Here is a 25,589-nt window from a genome sequence, read left to right as displayed (position 1 = left end):
CTACTTTGTTTTAGACGGCGGACTGACGTACCAGCTTAACCCCACAGCCACCCCGGTAGACTGCAGATTGACACGGCCATAGCCAATATCGGTTAGTGGTACTTTCATATATGGTTGTATGTTTAACCCAAAGCTGTTGTTAATGCGCTGCTGATAGGCCACGTTTAAGTTAAGCACACCCAGCACGTGTTTATTTTGATTGCTGATATTATAACTGGCGGGCCCTGTATACTTGTTGCTGTAATAGCCGGCTGTAGGGTAGTTAAACTGATAGTTTTCGCGCAGCATAAAGTAGGAGGAAAGCCCGGTGCCAATACTTAACTGGCGGTTATTTTTACTGTACAACTGGTAGCTTACATTAATTGGTATATCGAGCACCCGGCAATCGGCCGTAACATCGGTAGGCTGGGTGCCAAACTGATAAGTGCTTTGATATTGGCTGAAATTAACCATGTAGGGCTTTTGCGCGTAAATGGCCCCCGTGCTAACGGTAAACTTACGGCTAATGCCAACCGATACCAGCAAGCCGGCATTGGTGCCCACTTTAGTGCGGTTAAAGGCGCTGCCTACGCCATTAAAATCGGGCGCTGCTATAATGGTTAACGTTAGGGGTAAATTAGCGCCTGCGGTTTTTATTGCTGGCTTTTGGGTTTCTTTAACAGCGACGGTTGTGTTTGCGGTAGCGGCCGTGTCGTTATTAGCCTTAACAGCGGCATTGTTAGCCACCATTGCACCGGTAGTTAATACGGCTGCATTATGGCTGGTATCTGCATTAGCCTGGCTTAGGGTATTACCTGCAGCATCGGGATTGGTTTTAGCAATGGTTCCGCTATCAACCGTTGTTTTTAAACCAGCAGCATAGCGACCAGGTACCGCAGCAGATGCGTTCAGCAAGGCTTTTGCCGAACTGCCTTTAACCCGCATAACCGTACTCTTCAACCTATTTATACCAGTATCTGCAAATGCGGGAGGCGTAGCTAAGTGCTGTTTGTCCTGGTCGCTTGTACCGGGATGTTGTTTATGGTTTTTAATCTTAACTATGTTTTTTTCGTGCTTTGGCTGCTTGGGCCAAAAAAATACCATGCCGAACGTGATTAATAAAATGGCTGCTAAACCGCTTATGATGGCTGGCAACCGGCGTATTAAACCATTGCGCTTACGCTGTGCATCCAGCATTTGCGCCATAGCCTGCCAGTCCCGGTCATCATAATTAATATGCTTGTCGGGGTTAGTAAGCCCTTGCTTAAATAAATGGTCCAGGTCTTTTTCTTCTTGCTCTTTCATCGCCTTATACCATTATTCAAAAAGCTCAAGTGCAGGTTGGCAGCGCTAATGGCTACAATCTGTGTTTGATTGGTGCCATTTAAACCATCGGGTATTTCGGCCGCCTTTAGTATCATCTTTTTTAATTTCTCTCGCGCCTTAAACAGGTTCGATTTAGATGTACCTGCGCTAATGTTCAGCATCTCGCCAATCTCTTCATGCGTATATCCCTCAATGGCGTACAGGTTAAATACCGTACGGTAAGCCTGTGGTAAACGCTGTATCATGTCCAACAGTTCCTGATAATTAATTTTTTTATCAGGCAGTTCGTTATCTGTTAAGTGCTCAGCTTCGGTTAAATCTTCGGTGTAGGCTACTTTTAAATTACTACGATAGTAATCTATCGACATGTTCATCATGATGCGCCCCAGCCATGCTTTAAACGGCCTCGATTCGTCGTATTTGTTTAAGTTGTTAAACATCTTCAAAAATCCTTGGTTCATGATCTCGGCAGCCTCGTACCGGTTGTTCGCGTAGCGCAAACAAATACCCATAGCAAAGCCATAAAACGCCTTATACAGCATTTTCTGACTTTTGCGATCCTGCTGCTGGCAGGCCGTAATCAGCTGGTGTAAGTCTGCTTCTCCCATATAATTGGGTTATACTGCGTTAATGGTCCTGGTCACATCATTTATAAGTAACACGTAACAAAAAGGCAAAGGGTTGCTTCGCCTTGAAAATAATTTGAAATGAACAGCAATATAATTTTAATTGATTAGTAATGAGCCACAAAAAGCTACAATAACTAATAGCTTAAAACCTTAAAACGAAGTTGTTACTTTGTGTTGTTATACATTAACGTAAACTTGTAAGGGATACAACCATAGTAAACATGACCACTAAAAATTTAATGATCAGCTTAGCTACCGCATTAACCATGTTTGGATCGGTGCAGGCGCAAACAAAGAAGCCCATTGTAAAGGCCAAAGCAGGTGCCGCGTCAGCAACTGATGTAAAAGCATCCATTCAGCGCGGGCAGGTGGTGTATGCGCAAAACTGCCTGTCTTGCCACCAGGCCGATGGCGGGGGCGTCCAAAACATGAACGCTCCTTTGGTAAAAACAGCTTATGTACTGGGGAACAATCAAAGGCTGATCAGCGTTTTATTAAAAGGCATGCAAGGCGTAGAAATAGAAGGCGAAACCTACACCAACGTAATGCCGCAGTTTACCCATTTGAGCAACAAGCAAATTGCCGATGTATTGACCTACGTGCGTAACAGTTTTGGGAATAAAGCCAACGCTATAAAAGAAGCAGAAGTGGCTGAAGCTCGCAAAAAGGTTAAATAGCAATCAAAACAAAAAGGGAGCTGTCTGATCCGGCAGCCCCTTTTTTACACCGGTACACCGGCATAATCACGTCTCAAAGCTGCCGCAAGTAGCTAGCCATAACCCTACTGGCAATTTATCTTTTTGTGTTTAAGCTGTATCACTGCTGTAGCGAACAAGTGCTGCTATCCGGACTACAATAGGCATCTTGCCATCTGCATCAATTTTCTACATCATATTCGGTTACTCATTGGTTACTGGCACACATTCCATGCTGTGCGGGTTCAAAATAAAAGTAAGCACTAACCTTTTTATGTTGCTAACGTAATAAGGCCTATAAAGCTCTTGGGCTTTATTCCCCTAATTAATTATAAACTACATGGATACCTCAATAAGTGCATCAGAACTGAGGCTGCGTTCTATTATGCAGCATGCACCTTTAGGCTTGGCCGAAATTGATGCCAGCGGAAAAATTGTTAATTTAAACCTGGCAGGTACTGCATTGCTCAAGCCACTTACTGCTGCTTTGAGCGTGTCTATAGAGAATATTTTCCCTATACTGGATGTCATTAATCCTAAGGTTGTGCCGGCTATTAAAGCCTTTAGTCAACCCGGCGGGTTGATCATGGGTAACGAACAATGCCATTTTTCTTATCCCGGCGAGCTGGATTTGGTGGAAAAGGATTTCAGCATAACGGTTAGTAAAATGGCCGACTGCTTTATTGTAAGCTTTGAAGATGTTACCGAAAAGGTTTCCGAGGAAAAGGCTATGGTACAGGCCGAACTTGATAAAGCGGTAGCGCAAGGCAAGTTCGAAATAGCATCGGAGGTACTGCATGATATTGGCAACGCCGTGGTGGGGTTTGGCTCATACCTTACCCGCATTAACCGCATGATGGAACAAAACAACCTTGCCAATCTTAAAAATGTAGCTGGTTTTATGAAGGCACAGCAACAGGCTTTTGGCCAGGTAATAGGTACCGATAAAGCCGGCGCATTAGTGAACCTGATGGAAGGTATAGCCAAAAGTCAGGAAGAGCATCAAACAGAAATTAAGCGTTCCATTGCCGATCAGCTTAACATTATTGCGCATATACAGGATATCCTGAACATACAACGGCAGTATGTAGTAGGCCATGAGGCACAGGAGCGCAAGCCTGTAAACCTGCGCAGTATTATTAACGATTGCCGGGCTATGGTATTTGGCGCTATTGATAAAAAAGGAATTAAACTTACCCTAGATATGCCGGCCGAAGGTGTGGTTATTAAAGGTGACCGTACCAAGCTGATGCAGGTGATACTGAACATTCTGAAAAATAGCATTGAAGCCACTGATTTAAATGCCGAAGATAAGCGCATTTACCTTGGTTTAACCACTCAAGAGGGCAGCGTTAACCTGGTTATAAGCGATAGCGGCAAAGGGTTTGATGAGGCTACTGGCGCCCACCTTTTTGAGCGTGGCTACACTACCAAAAGTACAGGAACGGGATTGGGCTTATACAATTGCCGATCTATTATAGAAAGCCACTCGGGCACTATAACCATTACCAGCGATGGCCCTGGTAAAGGTGCAACTACAGCCATCCTGTTTAAAAGCTGAATAAAATATTTATAACAAAATTTGATATGAACGACATTAACACTTCTGTATTGGTGATTGATGATGAGGAGTTGGTAAGAGACAATATTGAAGAAATACTCGCTCCCCTTAAAAACACGCAGCATGATGATTTTATGAATGAGGCGGCCAGTATACTGTTTGATGCACCGCGGCCGCTGCTTGCCCCGCGTACCAGCAACATTCCGGTTTTTACGGTTGATAAAGCCGCAAACGGTATGGAAGGACTTGATAAAGTAAAAAAAGCGCTTCAAAACGGTACACCTTACGCTGTCATCTTTTTAGACATGCGCATGCCCGGTTGGGACGGATTGGAAACGGCCATTAAAATAAGAGAGCACGATAGTAAAGCCGAAATTATATTTATTACCGCCTACAGCGATCGTTCCATTGACGAAATTGTGGAAAAAGCGGGTCAGAACGTAGGTTATCATTGCAAGCCGTATGCGTCTGAAGAAATTATTCAGCTGGCCACCAAAGCCGTTACAGACTATAGCCGGCTTCGTAATCTGGAAAAACTAATTGAGTCGATATCCTCCATCGGATTAAATAAAAATCAGCTCAACTCGCTGCTCAAAAACATACTCGACCAACTAGCCAACTCAGTAGATACCGACATGGCCCTGTTGGGTAAGTTGCATGATGATTACGCGTACGAGAAGGTGATCTCCATTGGCGCTATGGAGGAGAAGATAAATCTGGAAGAGCTAGTTAACCGAGTAAAAGATATAAAGATAAATGAAGAGGAAGTTTTACAGATAGATGAGTTGGTGCTTGCCCGTATGGATGATTACTCTGTGTTTGCTGTACTTAAAAAGCAAGAGCGGTTAAAGACCGAGCGCATGTACCTGCTCAAGCTTTTTGTACAAAATGCGGCACAAGCTATACGTAATGCCGAGCTTAATGAGAAACTCCTGCAAAAGGAAAAGCTATCGGCCGTGGGTAAAGCTATGGGTATGGTGATGCATGACCTGCGCTCGCCTGTTAAGAACATTAAACTGATTGCCCAGCTGATGCGTGAAGAAAATGCGCACGACGAATGGATTGATATGCTGGAACAAAGCGCCGACCAAGCCTCCGAAATTTTTGATGACTTTTTAGATTTCATAAAAGAAACCTCGGTTAAGAAACAGCCCGTGCAGATTGGGCAAATGATAGCAGCAGCAATTCAGCAATCGGCTGTGCATCCTTATGCTGCGCAGGTAAAGCTTAGTAAGGATCTGCAGGAGAGTTTGGCCGTGCTAGGCGACGAAAGTAAGCTGAAAAGAAGTATTGGCAATTTGCTTAATAATGCGTTCGAGGCCTTGAAAGACCATCACGTAGCCAATCCGGCTGTGCGTATCAGTGCCGTTAAAAGCCAGGATATGGTTGTTATTACCATTGCAGATAATGGCGCGGGTATACCTGATGCCATTAGCCGTACGCTGTTTGAACCGTTTGTAACCCGCGATAAAAGTAACGGTACGGGCTTGGGGCTGGCTATCGTAAAGCAATTTATTACCGCACACAACGGCAACATTACCGTCGAAAACAATAATGGTGCTCAATTTATCATCACCATCCCGTTAATGTAAGCCTGTAGCCAGCAAGGTAATAAGGCCGTTAGCTAAAACAAAACAGGGCTTGTACTTACCCGCTTTTATAAGCAAGTAAGCACAAGCCCTGTTTTGTTATGATCTAATTAGTCGTTATCATCAACACCTCTGTTGTTTTGGGCGTTGGCGTTGTTGTTTCCCAGGTCCATATCCATTTGCTCTTCATTGCCGTCGTAACCAATCATGGTGTCTTCTATAGCAATCTGATAGCCCTCTTCTTTTTGTTCCTTATGGCTTTCAATATTCGGGTTGCTGGGCTCTGAGTTCTTGTCGGCCTCTATTGGTTTCAAAAAACCGTTCTCTTTTTTCTGATGATTTTCCATAGTACTATATGCTAATGTATCTTTCTTAACAATTGTATTTTCTTATGGTTTAAATAATTTAATCTAAATGATTGTTATATTCTTTACTATTCCCGTAGGTAGTAAGCACATTGGCCAATTATTGAGCTTTTTAAAACCAGCGCGTTAATGCGGGGTTTAACTTTAAATTAAATATACTTAGCACAAACGTCATGAACGAAGAAAATAAAATGTCGCGCCGCAAGGTAATCGGGGGGATAGGAGCAGGCTTGGCCACGGCTGCCGTAGCTCCGGTTTTTGCAGCTAATGGCTTAACCGCCCAGCCGCTGGCCGAGGGGTTGTCAGATCCCACCACCAAATATCCAAAACCACCGTTTAAAAGTCAGTCGCAACCCTGGCCTGGCCTGGCCAGCCAAATGGATCCCAAACCCGATCATGGCGAAACCAGCTATAAAGGATCGGGGCGTTTGGCGGGGCGTAAAGCGCTGATTACAGGCGGCGACTCGGGCATGGGTAGGGCTGCTGCCATAGCCTACGCCCGCGAGGGAGCCGATGTGGCTATTAACTACCTGCCAGCCGAAGAGGCCGACGCTAAAGAAGTGGTTGCCTTAATTAAAGCTGCCGGGCGTAAAGCTGTAGCCATACCTGGCGATATACGCGAAGAAGCTTTTTGCCAGAAAATGGTAGCCGAGGCTGTACGCCAATTAGGCGGGTTGGATATTTTGGTAAGCAATGCAGCACGCCAGCAAACGCGCCCAACCATTATGGATGTAACCAGTGCAGATTTTGACGCTACCATGAAAACCAATATTTATGCACCATTTTGGATCATTAAAGCAGCTTTGCCTCACCTGAAGCCGGGTTCTGCCATTATAGGTACTACCTCCGAGCAGGCGTATGATCCATCGGCCGAGTTGTATGATTATGCACAAACCAAGGCAGCTACTACTAATTATGTAAAATCATTAGCTAAGCAATTGGCGCCAAAGGGTATAAGGGTTAATGGCGTAGCGCCGGGCCCTATCTGGACACCCTTACAGGTGAGCGGCGGTGCCACCCAGGAAAAATTGAAAAGTTTTGGCGGACAAACGCCAATGGGCCGCCCTGGTCAGCCTGTAGAACTGGCCTCTATTTATGTGCAGCTTGCGGCAAGTGATGCCAGCTATGCTACCGGTCAGGTTTATGGATCTTCCGGCGGTGCCGGTCAGCCATAGTCGGCAAAAAACCATATGAAATAAATGGCCTCACTGAGTTAATAAGTGCGGCTATTTGTTTTTATAGACTATGAAAATCATACTGCCGATTCATATCATAAAATGTCTTCATGAAATTTAATGCTACATTGAAAGTTGGTGTAGCCGGGGTATCCTTAAAATAATCATCAGGATTGAAAAATCCGGGCGTATTAAGATGTTCTTCCAGCTTCAAAGAGTTGAAACCCATGCTCCAGGTTTTGAAATGCCTTTTGGCAATAGGTTGCTGGTTAAGAACAGTTACCTGATGGTGACGCTCATCTGTTTTTATCTTATCGAAAATGAGATTTATTTCATCAGGTGTACCTTCAAGTACCTGCATAAAGCGCCCTTCGTTATTGGCTAAAAAGTGGCCTTCTACGTACAATAGTAAGCCAGTTAAACCGTGCGTTTCATTCCAGTTTCTGGATTCCTGTAACAGATGAAGTAAGTCATCGTTTTCCATAAGCCTGGCGGCTTTACTGGCATAAACTAAACAGTGGAGCATATTCAAAATTAAGATGATTAAAGCCTAAACAATGAAGAAAGCATACAGTACTCTTTGGTGCTTTAACAGATAGCAAAGAGTTGTTTTTGTTCCAATTATTGTTGTTGAAGGCTTGGGATATAAGCTAATAAATAAATTAAGTGATCAGGATATCGAGAATATTTGCTTAATAGCGCTTTGCAGGTATCCCAATATAATCGTAAGTATAATATAGCATCAAGAAGAAAGTACCGAGTGTATAGCCGGTACTTTCTTATACAAGCAAATACGATTATGGTTTTGATAAGATTATAACTTGTCTTCTTTAGCAAGTTCATTTGGGCCAGATATTCGGGCCAGCCAAGGGGTAAAATTACTTATTTGCCTGTTTTTGAAACGTAGGCTTTGCCACAGCCTAATAAAACGTCTGATTTAAATGTACGTGTTAATATGGTTATCTTATTAACTCTTATCCAATACCTTTTCTGCATTCTCAGCAACTTCAGGCTCAATAGTATGACGTTTAGGGAAGTTAAACAGCAGGGAGCTTAAAACAGGCAGTACAAAAATGGCTACTGTAAATATAGATACGAATAGGTCGGTTCTTTCGCCTTCAATGGCTTCTGATATTGGGCTGCCAGGGTAAAAATGAGTATATAGGGACGAACTAAGCTTTATGCCTAAAACACCGATTACAATGAAAGCGATGGTTTCTAAGAAGGTAAACTTCTCCATCAATTTTACAAATGCCTGCGCTACAAAACGCATAGCCAGTATGCCAATAAATACACCGGTGTAAATAAGAAAAACGTGGTCGGTAAAAGCAACAGCAGCAAATACGTTATCAATTGAAAAGGCCAGGTCCATTACCTCTACCAGGGCTACTGTTGCCCAAAAGTTACCAATTAAACCAACGGTTGATTTGTATATCCAGCTTTCGTTTTTGTTAACTGATTCTTCTTCTTCTTTTCCGCCGGCTTTACCTTTGAAGTAATCAAACGCCAGATATAACAAATATAAGCCGCCCAATGGTTTTAACCACCATATTTTAACCAGCCACGCAGCCAGGAACAAACAGATACCACGAAACACATAAGCACCTATAATACCGTAACGGAGCGCTTTGTTACGCTGCTCTTTGGGCAAATCGAGCACCATGGTGGCCAGTACTGCGGCATTATCAACAGAAAGCAAACTCTCTATTACAATAAGGTTTAAAATAATGAGCAAACCCGCTTTAATGTCTTCACCTAACAGCGTGTGTAAAAAATCCATTGTTCTGTAAGTTCTAAGTATAAATGCTTCTAAATTATGAAAAAACTTTAATTCTGTAATAAATTCTATAGCAATGCCTGCCGTTATTAAATTAAATCCGTGTTCAGCATTGTTTTTAAAATGTTGGCCTGTACGTCAAAACTGCCTATATTTTGCAGAAAGTTAATGTCTGATATTTTCCGGTAATGATCGGCCATGAGGTGTTTGATCTCGGCGGGGAGATAGGTTTTTGCCACGGCCACACTACTCTGCAATTGGTCGTTTTTGTTATGCAGTTCTTGTATCAAAGTATCGGGCTCATCACCAGCCAGGGTTGTATTAATAGCGGCAACTTCTGCACTGTCGCACAGGAGAAAAAGGCTGCGCGATGGGTAAAAGATGTAATAGATACCCGGCTCAATGATCTTAAATACCTCAATAACCAGGTTGCCTGTTTTTAACCCGCAATAAAATTCTGTTTTAAAATCATATTTGCAAAGCAGGCCCATTAGCTTGCGCTGAATAACGGCGTGTGCATGGGTATATACCTCATTGGGTGCAAACTGGGTAAGCTTGCTCAGCACATCAGCTGTTACAGGTACATAAAAATCTTGCGCAAAGCGCGCGCTGAAAGAGTTGATGTTTTTACTGAAAGGATACTCGGATTTGTCATTACTCAAGGCCTCATAAAGGCGCCTGAGCGATGTGTTTATTTTAAGGGCCTGCCGCTGCTTTTCCAAACGGAAAGCATCTTCTGAGTAGCGCGTTTGTTCCAGGTTAGCTATTAACTCCTTGTTTACCTGTATCTCATCAAAAAGCAGCACCACGTTTTTTTCGTTACTCTTTTTTATTTTTTTGAGTAGTTCAATTACGGTAGTGGTAAACTGCAGGTGAAACAGCTCGAGCTTATTAATATCCAGCTCGGCATTGTTTTCAAATAGCTGATGTATAACAGTGCTGCGTAAGTAAACTTTATAAATAATATCGTCACTAAAAAAAGCTGCAAGTAATTGCAGCTTACTTAGTATCCGGTTAGATTCATTCAGTATGTTTACCCTGTTCTCATCCATGAATTTACGCTAGCCTGCATTGGTCACTGTCTTTTTAAGTTCAGTTTCCAGGTTTTGCAATTCGGTGTTCAGCACTTTGCGGTTTTGGGCGCCTTGCTCGTGTATTTGTTTTACCTCATTAAGCGTTTCAATTAACGATTGGGTGGTGCGCTTTAGTGTATCAATAGATACCACTGTTTTCTCATTTTCGCGAGCTACATCAATACTGTTTTGTTTCAATAGCTCGGCGTTCTTTTGCAAAATGGTATTGGTGGTGTCTGATATCTTTTTTTGCATCTCCACATTTTCCTTTTGCCTGTTTAAAGCCACAGCTATGGTAAGCTGGTTTTTCCAGACCGGAATGGTGGTTGATACTATAGACTGCGCCTTTTCGGCAATGGATGTATTGTTGCTTTGTACTACCCGTATTTGCGCAAGTGATTGCAGCATGATGAAGCGCACCACTTTCATATCGGCGAGGCGCTTATCTAAGCGGTTTACGTAATCTCTCATGTCGGCAATTTCATAGTCCTGATAAGCCGATGGATTAGCGTCCATTTCGGCCAGTTTCTGGCTTAGCTCCTGGTGTTTGATCTGCCCGGCAATAATTAGTTCCTCCATTTGCTTAATGTAGGTAACATTGTTGTCAAACATGGTTTGTAAAGAAGCATTGTCTTTTATAGAATTAACCCTGCCTGCTTTAATCTTGTTGGTGATCTTATCAATATTATTAACTACAGTATCGTACTTCTGAAACAACTTTTTGGCATCAAATACCATTTTTTTCAAAAACGGTATGCCCGATATGAAACGTGTAAGGGCGCTTTGATTCAATTCATCTACATCAATGTAGTTAAGCTCGGTAAGCAGGTCGTTAATTAACAAACCAACCTCACCCGAGTTATACGTCCGTACCGATGTCAAGAACTGGTTACTGTATTTTTCCATCGAATTTTGCACCTCAGCGCCATAATTCAAAATGGAGTTTACATCAGCCGGATTTAAATCTTTATTAACCGGCTCGTATTTTTTTGCATCATCAGGCGTAATGCGTGTAAGATCAACATTGCCCTCCTTATCTATTTTGTTGCCATTAGCGCCGGGATCGGGGATTGCTGGCATAGTAGTATCTATTTCCATATACATTCCCCTCTCAATCTTCCGGCAAACGGTTGGATTGTAAATGCCAAGGGGCAAGCTTCTAATTGTTTTATAAAGTTCCTTCCCTAAAGGAAGGGGGTTAGCGCTTTTATAGATATTGCTGCATTACCGTTTTTACGGTCTCTTCCAGTTTTTTGTCTTTGGTAGGTTCACCAATGGCATTAAATTTCCATTCGCCGTTACGTTTGTAAAAAACACCCATTACCATAGATACGTGGCCTGCAAAGTTGGCGCCATTGGCAATATCATATTTGGCAAACACTTCGTTAACCCGTTTAGGTGTCCCTTCATAAATGCGAATTGAGGCAAAAGGAATCTTACCAAAATCATGCCCGCGAAAACTGTTTAAAACAAAGGCGGCATACTCTGTACTTGGGCTAAGCTGCGAAAGATCGAGCGTAATTACCTCGTTATCGAGGCCGTCATCGCCACCCATATCGCCGGTTAAATCATCGCCGCTATGTTTCACAGCGCCGTTTTTCGATTTCAAATTGCCAAAGTAAACTACTTCTTCCAGTTGTTTTGAACCATTGAACAAAGCACAGCTGGCATCCAGGTCTACGGCTTCTTTAGAACCGCCTATACCAAAAAGACCTTTCTTTTCTATAGCACCCCAGTTAATACCTACGCATATATTTTGCAGTTTGCTTCCATTATCTTTTTGAAGATTAATGCGCTGCCCCTTTTCTAAATTAATTGCCATTGGTTTAGTTGTATTTGTTTAAGTAGTCTTGTAATCCGCCTTTCATGCCTGCACCTACGGCTTCAAATTTCCATTCGTTGTTACGTTTGTAAATCCGGCCAAACTCAACGGCGGTTTCTATCGAAAAATCTTCTTCGAGCTCGTATTTCAATAAATCGGTATTGCTAACGGCGTCAAAAATGCGGATGAAAGAATTGCGTACCTGACCAAAGTTTTGGCGGCGGTTGTCGGCATCATGTATGGTTACAACAATACATACCTCGGTAGCACGCGGGTCTATTTTCGACAGGTCAACTCTGATCTGCTCATCATCACCATCGCCGTCTCCGGTAAGGTTGTCACCGGTGTGTTCCACCGCGCCATCAGGTGATGCCAGATTGTTGTAAAATACCAGGTTCTCGTCAGACAGAAGCTTTTTGTTATCGCCTAAAACAAATACAGATGCATCCAGGTCAAATGCCGTACCGGTTGAAGTGCTGTTAGTATCCCAGCCCAAACCAATTACAAACTTAGGTGCATTGATTGCTTCGCGCTGGCCTTTTTGCAAGTTAATTGCCATGTTGTGCTAATTTATTGTGGTTGTTAAATAAGTAGTTTTTTATGTAGCTCAAATTTAGAGAATAATTATCCATAGTATGGTAGCTATTTCCAAGGGCCAGATCAAAAAGCTGATTAATAAACGGCCTGGTTTGGTAATCTATAAATATGCAAAAATCGGCATGGTTATAATTTAAAATATACTTTACCATGCGTGTATTTGCACAAAAATGACCACTGTTAATGATCTTATCCAGGTCGAAAATGGTTTTTACTTCGTGATAATTTAGATAATTTTCAATGTTGGGATGTATAGTGGTATTAGCCAGTTCTGCAAAATACAGCATATACACCTCATTTTGCAGGCTATATTCGGTTATCATTTTAGCGATCATTCGCTCATGACTACCCGTTATTTTAATATCATCTAAAAAAACAAGCACCTTTCCCTTTAAAAATTCGGCATCAATGTGGAACGAGTCATTACTTATGAGATTCATGCGCTGCTCGGCATCCAGCGCACCATAATCTTCTTTGTAAGTAATGGTACGGTGTACCTTGGTTTCCTGCACCACAGGCAACTGGTTTGCCGCCAGCCAGCGGTTAAGCTGCGAGACAAAATGATTTTTAAGGGCAAAAGTAGCCGTTGGTATGAACGAGTACGGGCTTGATATAACCACCAACTGATTGCTGATATTTTGTAGTGCCAGCACATTATTTACAAACCCATCGGCCAGGGCCTTGCCATATTGCGCGGCAACAGCATCATCTCCAAATTTAAAGCGGCTATAATCGGCAGCCTCAAAGCCAAAGCTGGTGCTGCTGTGTATTTTATGAAGGGAATAAATGTGGTGTTTCATGATGGGTTAGGTTTACAATGGTTTCATTGTTTGAGTTAATGAGCCGGGCAGCTAAGCCAACAGCCTGGGCCCCGGCAACATCTGCCCTGGGGTTGTCACCAATGTGTATTATGTTGGCTAATTCCAACGGTTTTATAGCCATTGCCTGTTCTATCATAAATTGAAACAGTGCCGGGTTTGGTTTAGACATGCCCGCCTCATCAGAGTAAATCTGAAAATCAAAATGCTGATCTATATCTAACTCCCGAAGCACCTTACGCAAGGTTACGCCTTTAATAAACCCTGTATTACTTAAAATATTGGTAGTGAAACCCTGCATTTTAAGATTAGATAAAACGGCAGCCGTGCTGTTACAATAAACTTGAGGTAAATAATCAAACACCAGGTTTTCCATTTGCTGATAAAGCGCAGGTAAATCTATATCATGCAAGTTTACCTGATTTTCATTCATCAGGCTGATAACCATAAGGTACATTTCTTCGGCGTCTATATTTTTTCCGGTGCGTTCGTTAATGCCGTTGCACATTATATCTACGGTCCTGAAAATATGCTCTACCTGCTCAAGTGGTATATATTTAAAGTTAAAATGGTTGTGAAAAAACACACTACGATACTTTTTGAATAGCGGGTTAGATCTAATAAGCGTTAGCCAAAGATCAAACGAGTAGTGTTTATAGGCAGGCATGCTTTAAGTGAGTTACAGCTAGGTTTAATTAGGCAGTTAAGGTAAATGATATATTTGTAATTGACAAGTGTGCTAACGAAAGTATGTTAACTGGTGCGTAAACCTGGTAGTTAACATTTAACAGTTTGCATGTCCGCCAGTTCAAACGTAAGATTAACGGACCTGTTACCTTTAGGCCGTGTGCAGTGTTTTACATTTGCAGGTACCGTAAATAATTGCCCGGCTGCTAACTCTACGGTTTGGTTCTCCAGGTCAATATAAATAGCACCTTCGGTTACCAGAAAGGTCTCATCGCTGTTTGGATGATAATGCCAGTAAAAGGGCTCGGTCATTACGCCAAGCCGCACCACATGATTATTAACCAGCGATAGCGGAACGTTTTTATATACTTCGGTTCCTTGCGCTGTTGCAGCAATACTAATTACGGTTAAGGTTGGTATCATCTTCTGTAAAATTTGAACAACGTTTTTAACTAAAATACCTGCATAAGAGGCTTCCTTTTGGCTATTACTATATGAAGGTAGCTATCTCGTGCTGTAATTTAAAAAAGTGCTTACAATCACTTTTTGCGCTGACTACCGTCATGGCCGGGCTAGGGCAAACCAGGCATTTTTGTAGTGTAAAATAAAACACAACATCATGGCAACTTTAAAAACTATAGCACCTGCAGCCTGGACCACCACACCCGAGCAAACTATAAACACCCAATTTAACCTTTGGGCCAAATTTACCGACTTTGCCGACAGCCAAAAAAACAATCATGTTTTATGGTTCTTCATTGTACTAATGGTACACGGCGTATTCTTTTTGCCTTTACCTGCTGTTTTAATGTATTATTTTGATGCTCCGGCAGGTGTGCTGGCCATCACAATGATTTGCTTCTTTACCAACTTAATTGCCACCATGGGCGGAGCCGGTATCAGAACCGCGCTAACTGTTTTTGCGGTTAGTATTGTCCTTCATGTACTTATGGCGCTTGTATTTATCCTCTAATTAATCCTGATATATTAAATAAAGAGCGGTTTTATTAACCGCTTTTTTTATGGTTACACCTTTTTATTACTGCCACATGAGTCACACCTTTCATATCCCCGTACTCGGGCTTGCCTTCTCGGTTGATACTCCGTTAAAAGTAGCACGTTATGGTATTACATCAACTGTTTCTATTGTTGATGATGAATTACTTGAACGCATGCGTAAGTACCATACAGAAAAGAATGGACTACGCTTTGAACCTATACACAAAGGTGAGCCCGATAGCCGGGCCCAGCGTGTTACTGCTTATCTTAACCTGTTAAATAAGTTGGTTAATGAACAGTTTGAGCAACTTAAGCAATTACCTTTTGAACAAGGCTCAGATTTAGACCGGTACTTCGATTTACAGCCCCCTGCAACTAATTTGAAACAAGGTTATGACCTGATGAGGGATTACCCCGACCCGGTGGGTAAAAGGATATTTCAGAACTTGTTGCGCTCCTATTTACAAAAGGGAGCTATTGATGTGAACATTATGTCGAAAGTGGATAAGATGAACTTTGACGCAGACGGGCAGTACACCGGCGATGAAAATACAGATGCCTTAGCTGCACTCAGGGGCTTTGCTCAAAGTGATTTAAACTCGTCTATTATCCTTTCGGCCGGCATGAACCCCAGGCTATACAGTTATCTTGAGCGCTTTGCAGACTTTTATCCGGACGAAAATGGGCACTTGCGCAAAAAAATAATTTTAAAAGTAAGTGATTACCGGTCGGCTCTTATACAGGCTAAATTTTTGGCTAAAAAGGGATTGTGGGTGTCTGAGTTTAGAATTGAATCGGGATTGAACTGTGGAGGCCACGCTTTTGCTACCGACGGGTTATTACTTGGTCCTATATTGGATGAGTTTAAGCAAAAAAGACAGCCTATGCTACATGAATTGCTGCAAATGTACCAGGCGGCCTTATCAGATAAAAGTATCAAATATGTTGAAGCTCCGCAGCAGCGCATAAGTGTACAAGGCGGTATAGGTACAGCACTTGAAGATAGTTTTTTGCTAAATCATTATCAACTGGATGCAACCGGTTGGGGAAGCCCGTTCTTATTAGTGCCCGAAGCAACTAATGTTGATAACGAAACACTGTATCAATTAGCTGAGGCCAATAATGACGACTTTTATGTAAGTGCGGCTTCGCCACTTGGTGTGCTGTTTAATAATTTCAAGAACGCTAGTATGGAACAACAGCGCCTTGAACGCATAGAGAAAGGCAGACCCGGCAGCCCCTGTACAAAAAAATATTTATGTACAAATACGGAGTTTACCGAGCAGCCTATATGTACAGCATCACGTGAGTACCAGCATCTTAAATTACAGCAGCTGGCAACAGAGAACCTGCCTGTGGACTTGTATAAGGAACAGGTTGAAGCCATTACCGAAAAGATCTGTCTTTGCGAAGGCCTTTGTGCATCAGCCTACATTAAGAACGATATGCTGAAACCACGCGAAAGCAAAGCCGTAGCAGTATGCCCCGGACCTAACCTGGCTTATTTTTCGGGCGTTTACAGTTTGGAAGAGATGATAAAGCACATTTACGGCCAGCTTGATTTGTTGAAGAATACTGAACGATCAAACATTTTTATAAATGAATTGAACTTATACATTGAATATTTGCGTGCGGATATGGCCAGCCATTTAAAAAACTGGAATGATAAAAAACAGAAATACCTGATAAAATTTAAAGACCAGTTACAAGCGGGCATTAATTACTATAAGCAACTAATGCCGCAAATAAGTAACCAAAGCCAGGAGTATTTAACTAAGATGTACAAAGAGCTGATTGTATCTGAAACTCATTTAAAGGCCCTTTCATCGGCCCTGTTAACAGTGTGAGATAATCTAAAGTCAATAAAAAAAGCGGTTCAATTACTGAACCGCTTTTTGCCTTTACAGGCTTTTCAAACTAAAGCAACATCACACAACTTAAATTATCCGGCCATACTAAAAAGCTGGGTGGCCGGCTTATCGGCCCACAAACGGGCATCCAAGGCCATACATATATTTCTTAAAAAGCGCTTGCCTAATGGCGTAACCGTTAAACACCAGGAGTTAAGTTCAACCAAACCATCATCAGCCAGTTGCTGCATGCGTTCCATGCCATCAATTAATGCAATGCAGGGCTCAATATGAAAATTCCAGCAGGTTTTGCCTTTGCACATAATGTCTAAGATATGCTTGCGGATTACCAAATCCTCGTCGGTTAGCAAATGGCCTTTTACTACCGGCAATGTTCCGCTGTTTACAAGTTCAATGTAATCCTCAACTTTTTTAACGTTTTGCGCAAAAGCATACCAGGTGTCACTTATGGATGATACACCCAACCCCACCATTAATTGCGTATACTGGTGTGTATAACCCATAAAATTGCGGTGCAGCGTCCCATCTTGTGAAGCCTTAAACAAACTATCGCCGGGTAAGGCAAAGTGATCCATACCCACTTCTTTGTAGCCCAGCATATTAAACATGCGCCTGCCCAATTCGTGCAGCTTTTTTTTGGTAGGCACATCGGGCAAATCTTTTTCGGTAAACTTGCGCTGGCCGGGCTTAATCCATGGCACATGGGCGTAACTGTAAAATGCTATCCTTTCGGGCATCAGTTCCGATACCAGCATAATAGTATCGGCTATGCTTTCCATGGTTTGCAACGGCAAACCATAAATCAGGTCGTAGTTTATGGAAGTGTAGCCAATTTTACGCGCTTGTTGAGTTACAGCTTTTACCTGCTCAAAGTTTTGCAAACGATTAATAATCAATTGAACCTTTGGGTCAAAGTCTTGTATACCCAAACTCAGGCGTCTGAAGCCTAAGTTATACAAGGTTTGCAAGTGCGTCTGTGTGGTATTGGCAGGATGGGCTTCAAAACTAAACTCAGCTTGGGGATGTACTGTAGCATTTGCTAATAGCCCGTTTATAAGCATCTGCAAATTATCGGCACTGAAAAAAGTTGGCGTGCCACCACCTAAATGTATTTCTCGTATAACGGGTTTGCTATCGAAAAGCTGTTGGTACATGGCCCACTCTTTTAATACAGCCTGGATGTAAGGCTGCTCAACAGTATGGTTTTTAGTAATACGGGTATTACAGCCGCAATAGGTACATAAGTTTTCGCAGTAGGGCAGGTGCACATACAAACTAATACCATCTGTTTTATTACTTTCCTTAAAAGAGAGTGCAACTGATTGCTTCCATTGCGCACTGTTAAACGCGTCTGCATTCCAATATGGTACTGTAGGGTAACTGGTATACCGCGGCGCCGCGGTATGATATTTTTTTATAAGTTTTTCAGTAGCTTTCATAAACAATTTTATTAGGCCGGAATTGTTATAGCCGGCTCCACAGCACGGCAATTTTTTGCACAAACACATGCCTTGCCTACACATTTGCTTTGCTGCCACATATCCAGGTTCTTGATGGTTTGGTCGGCAATCTGTTGCACGGCTTCGGTGGTTAAATAGGCTTGGTGCGGGGTTACCAGAACATTAGGGTGGCTAATAAGGTCTTGTAAAAGGCTGTCTTTAACGGTATCATGTTCATGGTCTTCAAAAAAAAGACCTTTCTCATGTTCGTAAACATCAATGCCTAGATAGCCTACTTTACCGTCGTTCAACGCTTTCAATACATCGGTTGTGTTAATTAAACCACCACGAGAGGTATTGAGCAGCATTACACCGTCTTTCATTTGCTTTAAGCTATTGCTGTTGATGAGGTGCTTTGTGTCTGGCGTTAACGGCGTGTGAAGTGAGATAATGTCTGACTGCTTATATAGCTCTTGAAGCGAAACAGGAATAATATTTTTTGCGCCCGATGGTGGCGTTATATCATAGCCAATAACTTTGCAACCAAAGCCTGCAAAAATATTAGCCACGGCTTTACCAATATGCCCCATACCAATAAGGCCAACGGTTTTGCCATAAAAGTTAAAACCTGTTAGTCCTTCCTGTCTGAAATCAAAATGCCGGCCATGCTCTTGTGCTTTAATAATTTGCCGGTTCAGCGTTAAAGCCAGGGCTACCGTATGCTCGGCAATTGCCTGTGGTGAGTAATCGGGCACGTTAGCCAGTTTAATACCAAAGCGGGCTGCCGCCTGCTTGTCTAAATGATCGGTACCGGTTGAGCGGGTTGCAATATACCTGATGCCTTTGGCCGCCAGTTGTTCTATTACCGGTGCCGATACATCGTCATTGGTGAAAACAATTACTGCATCTTTGCCTTCGGCATACAGTGTGGTTTCAAGGCTCAATGGGTTTGATATCAGGGTGATATCATGCTTTTTTTGATTGGCCTTGGCCAAAAATTCTTTCTCGAAAGATTTAATACTGTAGGCAACCACTTTCATCTGTCAATAGGCGTTTATTTCATTACAAAACTACCTGTACAGTGGCTGCTATACTATGAGGCTAATCAAACCAAAATGTGATCTGCGTCAGTTTTTCATTTTAGCCAAACGGCTGAGATCAAGTATTTGGATATGGCTGCCTTTCTTTTCTATCAGCCCCTCCGCTTTAAAATCGGTTAAAGTACGGCTAACTGTTTCTGTAGCAATACCCGCCAAAGAAGCCAGCTCCTCCCGCGATGCTTTATACTGTGCCGGATCAGGTGATTGGTTACTCAGCCTAACAAGGGTTTGGGCCAGGCGCTTCCTGACCGAATTATAGGTCAGCTCAAGCAGTTTGTCTTCTTTCTCGCGGATGTTGTTAGCCAATATTTTAATAAACTGCTGACTTACATCCGGGTAACGGTTCAGCAAATCTAAAATGAGGTCTTTAGCCAGCAAACACACGGTTGAGTCTTCGGTAGCTTCGGCTGTTTCTGTGAAGGGCTCATCAAGCAATAGCGCATGCAGCCCTAAAAAATCATTACTCTTATATAAGCCGGTAGTCAGTTCACGGCCATCCTCGGCCAGCTTTATCGTTTTTAAACTGCCTGTCAATACAATATATATCCCCTGTGGCTCATCGCCGTCGTAAAAGAGCACCTGCTTCTTTTTTACCTGCCTTACTTTTCTACTGCTTACGAGTGCTTTTAGTTCCTGCGCCCCTTTGCCATTAACGGCAGCCAGCTTTTCAAATTCCTGTAAGGTTTTGCTGTAGTGCTCTTCCTGCTTTTGCTGTTTGTTTAAACGGCTTTCAATGGCACTCAACAGTTCAATATCGTCAAAAGGCTTAGTTAGGTAGTCATCGGCGCCCATTTCCATGCCCTTTCTAAAGTCAACCCGTTCAGCTTTTGCCGTTAAAAAAATAAAAGGGATAGCATAGGTTGCCGGGTTTTTACTCAGCATATACAATACCCCATAGCCATCCAGTTCGGGCATCATAATATCGCATAAGATCAGGTCTGGTGCGTGTTGAAGAGCTATATCAACACCAGCTTTGCCGTTTTCGGCTTGTAATACCTGATATCCCGAAAGTTCCAGTATCTCGGCGGTGCTTTCGCGTATGTCGTTATTATCTTCGATGATGAGGATGGTTTTCATATTAAATGGTGAATGATAGTGTGAATGAGGTGCCTTGGTTTACCTTACTTTTAAACTGGATATGGCCGTTCATTAAACCTACGTAGCGAGTTACAATATTAAGCCCTAAACCGGTACCCGGAATATTGCCTGTATTATGAGCTCTGAAAAAGGCTTCGAACAAATGCTTTTGATCACTGTCGGGTATACCAATTCCGTTATCTTTTACGGTAATGTTTAACTGGTTTGCCGCTATCTCGGTATTAAACTCGATAAAGGTATTTTCTCCTGAATATTTAATGGCGTTGCTGATGAGATTAATAATACAATTCTTCAGCAACGACTGATCTAAAGCTATCATGCTATTTATGCCGGTATGCTGATAAATAATCATCTGATTTTGCTTGGCAATCAGTTGCATTTCTTCGGTAATCTCCTCAGAAAACTTAACAATGTCAAAAGGAGTGAATACCGGCTCAACCTTGCCTGCCTCAAGCCGCTCAAGCGAAAGAAAATCATTTAAGATACCGGTTAAGTTGCCCACTGAGTTTTTTATTTTACCAACATGCTTAGTGATGTTAGCACTTTCAAACTGTTGTGCATATTTCTCAATTAAGACAGCAGATAGTTGTATGGAACTTAAAGGAGTCCTGAATTCATGCGAAGCCATAGAAACAAACCTGCTTTTTAACTGGCTCAGTTCCTTCTCCTTTTCCAGCGACTGGCTGACCTCCTCCTTAGCTGACTGCAGTGCCTGTACGGTTTCTTTTAAAGACTGAGTTCTGTCTTCCACTTCCTCTTCTAACCTGGTCGCATGTTCGCGCAGGCGTTCTTCGGCCTCTTTTTCGCGGGTTAGGTCATGTATAAAACCGGTATATATTTTACGGCCGGAATATTGTACCTCGCTTACGCCCAGCCTGAACGGAAACACTGAGCCATCCTTTCTAAGGCCCTTTACTTCGCGGCCGATACCTATAATATGCGCTTTACCGGTACGCTGATACCGGTTTATATATTCGTCATGCTGTTCCCTGTCGGGTGGTGGCATAAGGAAGGCTATATTTTTGCCAATAACTTCCTCTTCCAAGTATCCAAAAAGCTTACAGGCCGAGGGATTGATACTCTCCACAACGCCGCGTTCATCAATGGTTATGATACCATCAATGGCGTTTTGAATAATGGCAGTTAGTAAAGCGGCATTGTCCATATGCTGGTAAAAGTAATTAATATCAAATATCTTTCCTTTTTTGAAACGTAAACTTGATAAAACTCAATGTAAAAGGTGACGCAGGTCACAAACGTGGCAAAATAATGGCATCGAGGGGATTCGTGAAAGACTTATAATAGCAAAGCCCTTTTCTATTTGAAAAGGGCTTGCATTTCGAATATCTTAATGAAAACAAGGCTCGATTGACTATTATGTTATTATTTAGATAATGTGAAAATGTCGACTGTTTTGGTAGTTTGAGACGTAGAAGCGCCATTTGCTGGTCTTGTACCACCGGCAAATATTATCTTATTAGCTGCGCTGGCACCTGCAAGTCCATATTTTTCTTCACTGAGTTGCAAAGTGGTCCAGGTGTTACTAACTACATCATAAATGTCTACTGCTTTTGACGAGGGTACTGCTCCTCCCGCAAATAATATCTTTGTACCGCCGCTTGCTGCTGCACCATCATATTTGGTAGTGCTCATTTGAGCCGTTGTCCATTTATTGGTTGTGACGTCATAAATATCTGCAGTTTTAGAATTGCCAGCAAAAACAATTTTGCTACCCGCACTGGTTCCAATGCAGTGTGATTTTTCTTCACTCATTTGGGTTGTTGTCCAAGCTTTGGTTACGCCATCATAAACATCTACTGTTTTGCCATCTAAGTTGTCAAAGCTTCCGCCTGCTACCAATAGTTTGGTACCCGATGAGGCCGAGGCTAAACGTCTTCTGCCATCACTTAATTTAGCAGTTGTCCAGGCATTGGTTGTTACATCATATATATCAACTGTGCTCGAATTACTGCTTGAGCTGTTAGCTCCGCCTGAAAACACTACTAAATTACCAATGGCAGTTGCAGTTAATTTATGGCGCCCCTCGCTTAATTGTGCAGTTGACCATGTGTTAGTAACCACATCATAAATATCAACAGTTTTGCTATAAGTAGTTGTTTCGCTTGAGCCACCTGCAAAAAGTATTTTGTTACCCGCTGCTGCCGCTGCTAAACCTTCTCTGGCCTCGCTTAATTGTGCGGTAGTCCATGCGTTTGTTGAGGTATTATATATATCGACGGTTTTAGAATACTTACCATCTTTAGCAGTGGTATATGAAAACCCACCGGCAAACACAATTTTATTACCGATGCCTGCCGCCGCAAAATCCTCCCGCGCTTCTGACAAAGATGCGGTGCCCGTATATTCTATTTTATTGTAAGTAGAGTAATCAATCGTCGTATCAAACGTAAAGTCGGTTGCGCTGATTGCAGTTGTACTGCCAGTTACACTGACCGTTATTTTACCAGTAGTTGCATCGGCCGGAACATCTACAGATAACTGCGTTGGCGTAATAGTTTTCGGTTTAACGGCTACAGCATTGCCAAATTTTATACTAACCGCATTAAGATCTGTGCCAAACGCTGTTCCCATAATGGTAACCGTAATTCCGGCCCTGCCGCTTTGTGGCGTAAAACTGCTTATTGTAATTGTTGGAGCAATGGGTGGCGTTGGTGCCGGGCTTTCTGTACCACCGCTATCACTTTTGCCGCAGGAAAGTAAAAGGCTCACTATGCCCAATGTGAAAATTGTAAAAAAACGTTTCATGTGTTGTAGTATAAATAATAGATATGTTTATTTCTTAGATAGTAAGTGGCGCTGAAATGCTTCGCCTTGTCAGTTTACCGGAGCATATAAGCAGCATTCAAAAGAGCTTAATCAAGCCACAGTGCTGAAATATTAGGCTGCCAGATTATATAAATCGTCTAAAAGTTGACCGGCTCCTGTGAAGATGGCATTCCTGCGCAGTAATTCCTTCAAACCTTTACTATTGACAGATGTCTTTAAAAGTGCGGCGTTCAACTTCTAAAAACAGATACTGATCTGAATAATTAATCAAATATCAACAGGGCTTGAAGGGCCTGATAGGTTTATTACTTGTTTGAAAAGATAAAAGAGGCATGGCTGAGTTTGGCAATATTTTGGTAAGACGTTCATTTTCAAATTTAAAACGTAGAAAAAATTCGTTCAATAGTTAGTTATAACTATATTAGTAAGGTCATAGATTTGATAAAAAGATGAATTTACCACAGTCTTTTCCAACCTTCCTTAAAGCCATTCAACAATTTGAGATTGGTGAATTAAGTGAACTGGTAGAAGGCAGTAAACATTTGAAATCAATAATGAGCGGTCATTTAGGCTACTACGCTAAATTGATGCCTGCAATCTATATATTAGATTATACCCAGCAGAAGTATACATACGCTAGTAGTAACCTCAATATTTTTATAGATCATCCGCTGTCAAGGTTTTTTGATGGGGGATTGGATTTTGCATGGAGCGTTTTTCAGAAGGACGACTTAAATATTTATAGTCAACGCGTTTTGCCCGAAAATTTAGCCTTTTTGAAAACCAAGCCCATTAGCCAGCACTCAGATTTTCTTTTTACTTCTAATTACCGAATTAGAAACAGAAAGGGCGACTACAAGCAAATCCGGCAGCAGTCTACTTTTATCAAATCGGCGCAAAATGGGATGCCTTTGGCTACAATAGGCTTCCTGTATGATATAAGTGCTTACACAAACTCTACCAAAGTTGTGCATACTATTGAACCGATTATTTATAACCGAAGGGACCGGGGAGAGCTACTTTTGAATAAAGTATATTTTCCTTACGAACAGGATGGCCTGCTAACGGTTAGGGAGATAGAGGTTTTAAAATGGATTTGTGAAGGAATTACCAGCAAGCAAATTGCTGACAGATTGTTTATCAGCGTTAACACAATTAACATTCATCGCAGAAACATTCTGGAAAAAACCAACTCAAACGGATTGGTCGACCTTATAAAATATGCAATTAGCAATGGTTACCTTTAAAAGGTTTCATCAGCATACATTTTTACAAGGTTTGATAATCTTTTCGGACTTTCTAAAGGGATAAAGTGTCCTGTACTGTCTAATTTGATAAAGTTTACTTTGGCTGTGAATAAGTCGACAGCATCATAACTATCTGGCGAAGTTATTTCATCGTCCAGCCCGATTATCATTAAACAGGACAACTCACTTAGATTCACAAGCGCTACTTCGTCCGAAAAGATGCCCTTCAGTGCATTTTTCATTAAGAATACACGAACATTATGATCTGTCCTTAAATAGTCGCTCTGTAATAACCCTCGTTCGTGGTGGTATTGATCAGGTATTGCGAGTTGCAGGTATTCATCTAACTTCTTTTGAGTTATGTTAGAACCGAAAAGCACCTCACCGATGATTGCTTTGTTTTTGATTGTTGCCGGTGCCAACGCCTGCCCTACAATTGAGGGACTTACTAAGATAATTCCCTTCGGACGCAAATCAAAAGTTAACATTTCGGCAACTACGTTACTTCCGAGTGAAAAACCGCAAACGATAAACGGTTTGCCATCACTTAGTTGGTTAATTGTATTATACATTAAGCCGCCTAGCTTTATGATTGTATAATCTTCAACCGGATTTTCTGCATGGCTAGATTCACCATGCCCTGGCAGGTCTATTGCAATGAGCCGGTAGGACTGTAGCTGCTCGTCGTTTAACTGTTTATCCCAGAGAAGGGAAGAGTTGCTGTTTCCATGTATAAAAAACACCGTCTCATTCGCTTCGCTATTTCGTTCATGGTAGGTAATTGTATAATTTTCGATTATAATGCTATTAAGCTGCATAGGGCTAATTTACAACGGTTTATTAATTGCTAAAGCATGGCCACTGTAAATAATTGGTTTTGCATTTATAGCGTTTGTTATTTTTAGTAAAAACAAGAAACGGCTATTTCTTGAAAGAACACGCACATTTATATATG

The 25,589-nt window shown here is 42.0% G+C and carries 25 protein-coding genes; 7 read left to right on the top strand and 18 right to left on the bottom strand.

What is annotated here, in order from left to right:
* Both ABDD95_RS22275 and ABDD95_RS22270 read right to left on the bottom strand, forming a co-directional pair.
* The gene (locus tag ABDD95_RS22275) at nt 1-1,284 is read right to left on the bottom strand and encodes a hypothetical protein (RefSeq protein ID WP_345949567.1); all 1,284 of its coding nucleotides are present in this window, start codon (nt 1,282-1,284) and stop codon (nt 1-3) included.
* Entirely contained in the window at nt 1,281-1,913 is a 633-nt protein-coding gene (locus ABDD95_RS22270; RefSeq protein ID WP_345949565.1) for a sigma-70 family RNA polymerase sigma factor, read from the bottom strand. The genes ABDD95_RS22275 and ABDD95_RS22270 overlap by 4 nt, the downstream gene beginning before the upstream one ends.
* A gap of 242 nt (nt 1,914-2,155) precedes the next feature.
* On the opposite strand from ABDD95_RS22270, the gene ABDD95_RS22265 reads away from it, so the two are divergent.
* From ABDD95_RS22265 to ABDD95_RS22255, 3 genes are all read left to right on the top strand, one after another.
* Nucleotides 2,156-2,611 (top strand): cytochrome c, encoded by a 456-nt coding sequence (locus ABDD95_RS22265; RefSeq protein ID WP_345949564.1) that lies wholly within the window; start codon nt 2,156-2,158, stop codon nt 2,609-2,611.
* A 358-nt stretch (nt 2,612-2,969) separates the two neighbouring features.
* Entirely contained in the window at nt 2,970-4,190 is a 1,221-nt protein-coding gene (locus tag ABDD95_RS22260) for a HAMP domain-containing sensor histidine kinase (RefSeq protein ID WP_345949563.1), read from the top strand.
* Nucleotides 4,191-4,216: 26 nt separating this feature from the next.
* On the top strand, nt 4,217-5,782 hold the full coding sequence (locus tag ABDD95_RS22255) for an ATP-binding protein (protein WP_345949562.1): 1,566 nt from the start codon (nt 4,217-4,219) through the stop codon (nt 5,780-5,782).
* A gap of 107 nt (nt 5,783-5,889) precedes the next feature.
* Here the strand turns inward: ABDD95_RS22255 and ABDD95_RS22250 are convergent, their stop codons facing one another.
* Nucleotides 5,890-6,126: a hypothetical protein gene (locus ABDD95_RS22250; RefSeq protein WP_345949561.1), complete on the bottom strand. Its 237-nt coding sequence runs from the start codon at nt 6,124-6,126 to the stop codon at nt 5,890-5,892.
* Between the two features lie 191 nt (nt 6,127-6,317).
* On the opposite strand from ABDD95_RS22250, the gene ABDD95_RS22245 reads away from it, so the two are divergent.
* The gene (locus ABDD95_RS22245) at nt 6,318-7,319 is read left to right on the top strand and encodes an SDR family oxidoreductase (protein ID WP_345949560.1); all 1,002 of its coding nucleotides are present in this window, start codon (nt 6,318-6,320) and stop codon (nt 7,317-7,319) included.
* Between the two features lie 61 nt (nt 7,320-7,380).
* On the opposite strand, the gene ABDD95_RS22240 is transcribed toward ABDD95_RS22245, so the two are convergent.
* The 9 genes from ABDD95_RS22240 to ABDD95_RS22200 form a co-directional block, all read right to left on the bottom strand.
* A complete protein-coding gene (locus ABDD95_RS22240; RefSeq protein ID WP_345949559.1) occupies nt 7,381-7,845 on the bottom strand; it encodes a BLUF domain-containing protein in 465 nt (154 codons plus the stop codon).
* Nucleotides 7,846-8,286: 441 nt separating this feature from the next.
* Nucleotides 8,287-9,099 (bottom strand): DUF475 domain-containing protein, encoded by an 813-nt coding sequence (locus ABDD95_RS22235; RefSeq protein WP_345949558.1) that lies wholly within the window; start codon nt 9,097-9,099, stop codon nt 8,287-8,289.
* An 86-nt stretch (nt 9,100-9,185) separates the two neighbouring features.
* Nucleotides 9,186-10,148 carry a hypothetical protein gene (locus ABDD95_RS22230; RefSeq protein WP_345949557.1) on the bottom strand — a complete coding sequence of 321 codons (963 nt, stop codon included), beginning with the start codon at nt 10,146-10,148 and terminating at the stop codon, nt 9,186-9,188.
* A gap of 9 nt (nt 10,149-10,157) precedes the next feature.
* A complete protein-coding gene (locus ABDD95_RS22225) occupies nt 10,158-11,267 on the bottom strand; it encodes a toxic anion resistance protein (protein WP_345949556.1) in 1,110 nt (369 codons plus the stop codon).
* Between the two features lie 109 nt (nt 11,268-11,376).
* Nucleotides 11,377-11,991 carry a TerD family protein gene (locus ABDD95_RS22220; protein WP_345949555.1) on the bottom strand — a complete coding sequence of 205 codons (615 nt, stop codon included), beginning with the start codon at nt 11,989-11,991 and terminating at the stop codon, nt 11,377-11,379.
* Between the two features lie 4 nt (nt 11,992-11,995).
* Nucleotides 11,996-12,550: a TerD family protein gene (locus ABDD95_RS22215; protein ID WP_345949554.1), complete on the bottom strand. Its 555-nt coding sequence runs from the start codon at nt 12,548-12,550 to the stop codon at nt 11,996-11,998.
* A complete protein-coding gene (locus ABDD95_RS22210; protein WP_345949553.1) occupies nt 12,540-13,388 on the bottom strand; it encodes a phosphoribosyltransferase family protein in 849 nt (282 codons plus the stop codon). The genes ABDD95_RS22215 and ABDD95_RS22210 overlap by 11 nt, the downstream gene beginning before the upstream one ends.
* A complete protein-coding gene (locus tag ABDD95_RS22205) occupies nt 13,360-14,073 on the bottom strand; it encodes an HAD-IA family hydrolase (protein WP_345949552.1) in 714 nt (237 codons plus the stop codon). The genes ABDD95_RS22210 and ABDD95_RS22205 overlap by 29 nt, the downstream gene beginning before the upstream one ends.
* A gap of 110 nt (nt 14,074-14,183) precedes the next feature.
* The gene (locus ABDD95_RS22200) at nt 14,184-14,516 is read right to left on the bottom strand and encodes a cupin domain-containing protein (protein WP_345949551.1); all 333 of its coding nucleotides are present in this window, start codon (nt 14,514-14,516) and stop codon (nt 14,184-14,186) included.
* A 196-nt stretch (nt 14,517-14,712) separates the two neighbouring features.
* Between ABDD95_RS22200 and ABDD95_RS22195 the strand changes: the two genes are divergently transcribed.
* Nucleotides 14,713-15,066 carry a hypothetical protein gene (locus tag ABDD95_RS22195; protein ID WP_345949550.1) on the top strand — a complete coding sequence of 118 codons (354 nt, stop codon included), beginning with the start codon at nt 14,713-14,715 and terminating at the stop codon, nt 15,064-15,066.
* 76 nt (nt 15,067-15,142) lie between these two features.
* Complete coding sequence (locus ABDD95_RS22190) at nt 15,143-16,939, top strand: hypothetical protein (protein ID WP_345949549.1); 1,797 nt, start codon at nt 15,143-15,145, stop codon at nt 16,937-16,939.
* A 95-nt stretch (nt 16,940-17,034) separates the two neighbouring features.
* On the opposite strand, the gene hemN is transcribed toward ABDD95_RS22190, so the two are convergent.
* From hemN to ABDD95_RS22165, 5 genes are all read right to left on the bottom strand, one after another.
* Nucleotides 17,035-18,402 (bottom strand): oxygen-independent coproporphyrinogen III oxidase, encoded by a 1,368-nt coding sequence (gene hemN, locus ABDD95_RS22185; RefSeq protein WP_345949548.1) that lies wholly within the window; start codon nt 18,400-18,402, stop codon nt 17,035-17,037.
* A gap of 11 nt (nt 18,403-18,413) precedes the next feature.
* On the bottom strand, nt 18,414-19,442 hold the full coding sequence (locus ABDD95_RS22180) for a 2-hydroxyacid dehydrogenase (RefSeq protein WP_345949547.1): 1,029 nt from the start codon (nt 19,440-19,442) through the stop codon (nt 18,414-18,416).
* A gap of 87 nt (nt 19,443-19,529) precedes the next feature.
* Nucleotides 19,530-20,579 (bottom strand): response regulator, encoded by a 1,050-nt coding sequence (locus ABDD95_RS22175; RefSeq protein WP_345949546.1) that lies wholly within the window; start codon nt 20,577-20,579, stop codon nt 19,530-19,532.
* A gap of 1 nt (nt 20,580) precedes the next feature.
* On the bottom strand, nt 20,581-21,765 hold the full coding sequence (locus ABDD95_RS22170) for a PAS domain-containing sensor histidine kinase (protein ID WP_345949545.1): 1,185 nt from the start codon (nt 21,763-21,765) through the stop codon (nt 20,581-20,583).
* Between the two features lie 218 nt (nt 21,766-21,983).
* On the bottom strand, nt 21,984-23,366 hold the full coding sequence (locus ABDD95_RS22165) for a kelch repeat-containing protein (protein WP_345949544.1): 1,383 nt from the start codon (nt 23,364-23,366) through the stop codon (nt 21,984-21,986).
* 470 nt (nt 23,367-23,836) lie between these two features.
* Between ABDD95_RS22165 and ABDD95_RS22160 the strand changes: the two genes are divergently transcribed.
* Nucleotides 23,837-24,634: a helix-turn-helix transcriptional regulator gene (locus ABDD95_RS22160; protein WP_345949543.1), complete on the top strand. Its 798-nt coding sequence runs from the start codon at nt 23,837-23,839 to the stop codon at nt 24,632-24,634.
* On the opposite strand, the gene ABDD95_RS22155 is transcribed toward ABDD95_RS22160, so the two are convergent.
* Nucleotides 24,631-25,452, bottom strand: a complete 822-nt coding sequence (locus ABDD95_RS22155; protein WP_345949542.1) for an alpha/beta hydrolase — start codon at nt 25,450-25,452, stop codon at nt 24,631-24,633. The two genes, ABDD95_RS22160 and ABDD95_RS22155, sit on opposite strands and share 4 nt — an antisense overlap.
* Nucleotides 25,453-25,589: the final 137 nt, after the last annotated feature.

Source organism: Mucilaginibacter sp. PAMB04274, from assembly GCF_039634385.2.
Lineage (GTDB): Bacteria > Bacteroidota > Bacteroidia > Sphingobacteriales > Sphingobacteriaceae > Mucilaginibacter.
The sequence above is the reverse complement of the archived record's forward strand: the minus strand, read 5'-3'. Positions and strand labels throughout refer to the sequence as shown.

Bases quoted from the DNA above. Each gene is read 5' to 3' on its own strand.
- ABDD95_RS22275 (WP_345949567.1), bottom strand. From the start codon at position 1,284: ATGAAAGAGCAAGAAGAAAAAGACCTGGACCATTTATTTAAGCAAGGG.
- ABDD95_RS22270 (WP_345949565.1), bottom strand. From the start codon at position 1,913: ATGGGAGAAGCAGACTTACACCAGCTGATTACGGCCTGCCAGCAGCAG.
- ABDD95_RS22265 (WP_345949564.1), top strand. From the start codon at position 2,156: ATGACCACTAAAAATTTAATGATCAGCTTAGCTACCGCATTAACCATG.
- ABDD95_RS22260 (WP_345949563.1), top strand. From the start codon at position 2,970: ATGGATACCTCAATAAGTGCATCAGAACTGAGGCTGCGTTCTATTATG.
- ABDD95_RS22255 (WP_345949562.1), top strand. From the start codon at position 4,217: ATGAACGACATTAACACTTCTGTATTGGTGATTGATGATGAGGAGTTG.
- ABDD95_RS22250 (WP_345949561.1), bottom strand. From the start codon at position 6,126: ATGGAAAATCATCAGAAAAAAGAGAACGGTTTTTTGAAACCAATAGAG.
- ABDD95_RS22245 (WP_345949560.1), top strand. From the start codon at position 6,318: ATGAACGAAGAAAATAAAATGTCGCGCCGCAAGGTAATCGGGGGGATA.
- ABDD95_RS22240 (WP_345949559.1), bottom strand. From the start codon at position 7,845: ATGCTCCACTGTTTAGTTTATGCCAGTAAAGCCGCCAGGCTTATGGAA.
- ABDD95_RS22235 (WP_345949558.1), bottom strand. From the start codon at position 9,099: ATGGATTTTTTACACACGCTGTTAGGTGAAGACATTAAAGCGGGTTTG.
- ABDD95_RS22230 (WP_345949557.1), bottom strand. From the start codon at position 10,148: ATGGATGAGAACAGGGTAAACATACTGAATGAATCTAACCGGATACTA.
- ABDD95_RS22225 (WP_345949556.1), bottom strand. From the start codon at position 11,267: ATGGAAATAGATACTACTATGCCAGCAATCCCCGATCCCGGCGCTAAT.
- ABDD95_RS22220 (WP_345949555.1), bottom strand. From the start codon at position 11,991: ATGGCAATTAATTTAGAAAAGGGGCAGCGCATTAATCTTCAAAAAGAT.
- ABDD95_RS22215 (WP_345949554.1), bottom strand. From the start codon at position 12,550: ATGGCAATTAACTTGCAAAAAGGCCAGCGCGAAGCAATCAATGCACCT.
- ABDD95_RS22210 (WP_345949553.1), bottom strand. From the start codon at position 13,388: ATGAAACACCACATTTATTCCCTTCATAAAATACACAGCAGCACCAGC.
- ABDD95_RS22205 (WP_345949552.1), bottom strand. From the start codon at position 14,073: ATGCCTGCCTATAAACACTACTCGTTTGATCTTTGGCTAACGCTTATT.
- ABDD95_RS22200 (WP_345949551.1), bottom strand. From the start codon at position 14,516: ATGATACCAACCTTAACCGTAATTAGTATTGCTGCAACAGCGCAAGGA.
- ABDD95_RS22195 (WP_345949550.1), top strand. From the start codon at position 14,713: ATGGCAACTTTAAAAACTATAGCACCTGCAGCCTGGACCACCACACCC.
- ABDD95_RS22190 (WP_345949549.1), top strand. From the start codon at position 15,143: ATGAGTCACACCTTTCATATCCCCGTACTCGGGCTTGCCTTCTCGGTT.
- hemN (WP_345949548.1), bottom strand. From the start codon at position 18,402: ATGAAAGCTACTGAAAAACTTATAAAAAAATATCATACCGCGGCGCCG.
- ABDD95_RS22180 (WP_345949547.1), bottom strand. From the start codon at position 19,442: ATGAAAGTGGTTGCCTACAGTATTAAATCTTTCGAGAAAGAATTTTTG.
- ABDD95_RS22175 (WP_345949546.1), bottom strand. From the start codon at position 20,579: ATGAAAACCATCCTCATCATCGAAGATAATAACGACATACGCGAAAGC.
- ABDD95_RS22170 (WP_345949545.1), bottom strand. From the start codon at position 21,765: ATGGACAATGCCGCTTTACTAACTGCCATTATTCAAAACGCCATTGAT.
- ABDD95_RS22165 (WP_345949544.1), bottom strand. From the start codon at position 23,366: ATGAAACGTTTTTTTACAATTTTCACATTGGGCATAGTGAGCCTTTTA.
- ABDD95_RS22160 (WP_345949543.1), top strand. From the start codon at position 23,837: ATGAATTTACCACAGTCTTTTCCAACCTTCCTTAAAGCCATTCAACAA.
- ABDD95_RS22155 (WP_345949542.1), bottom strand. From the start codon at position 25,452: ATGCAGCTTAATAGCATTATAATCGAAAATTATACAATTACCTACCAT.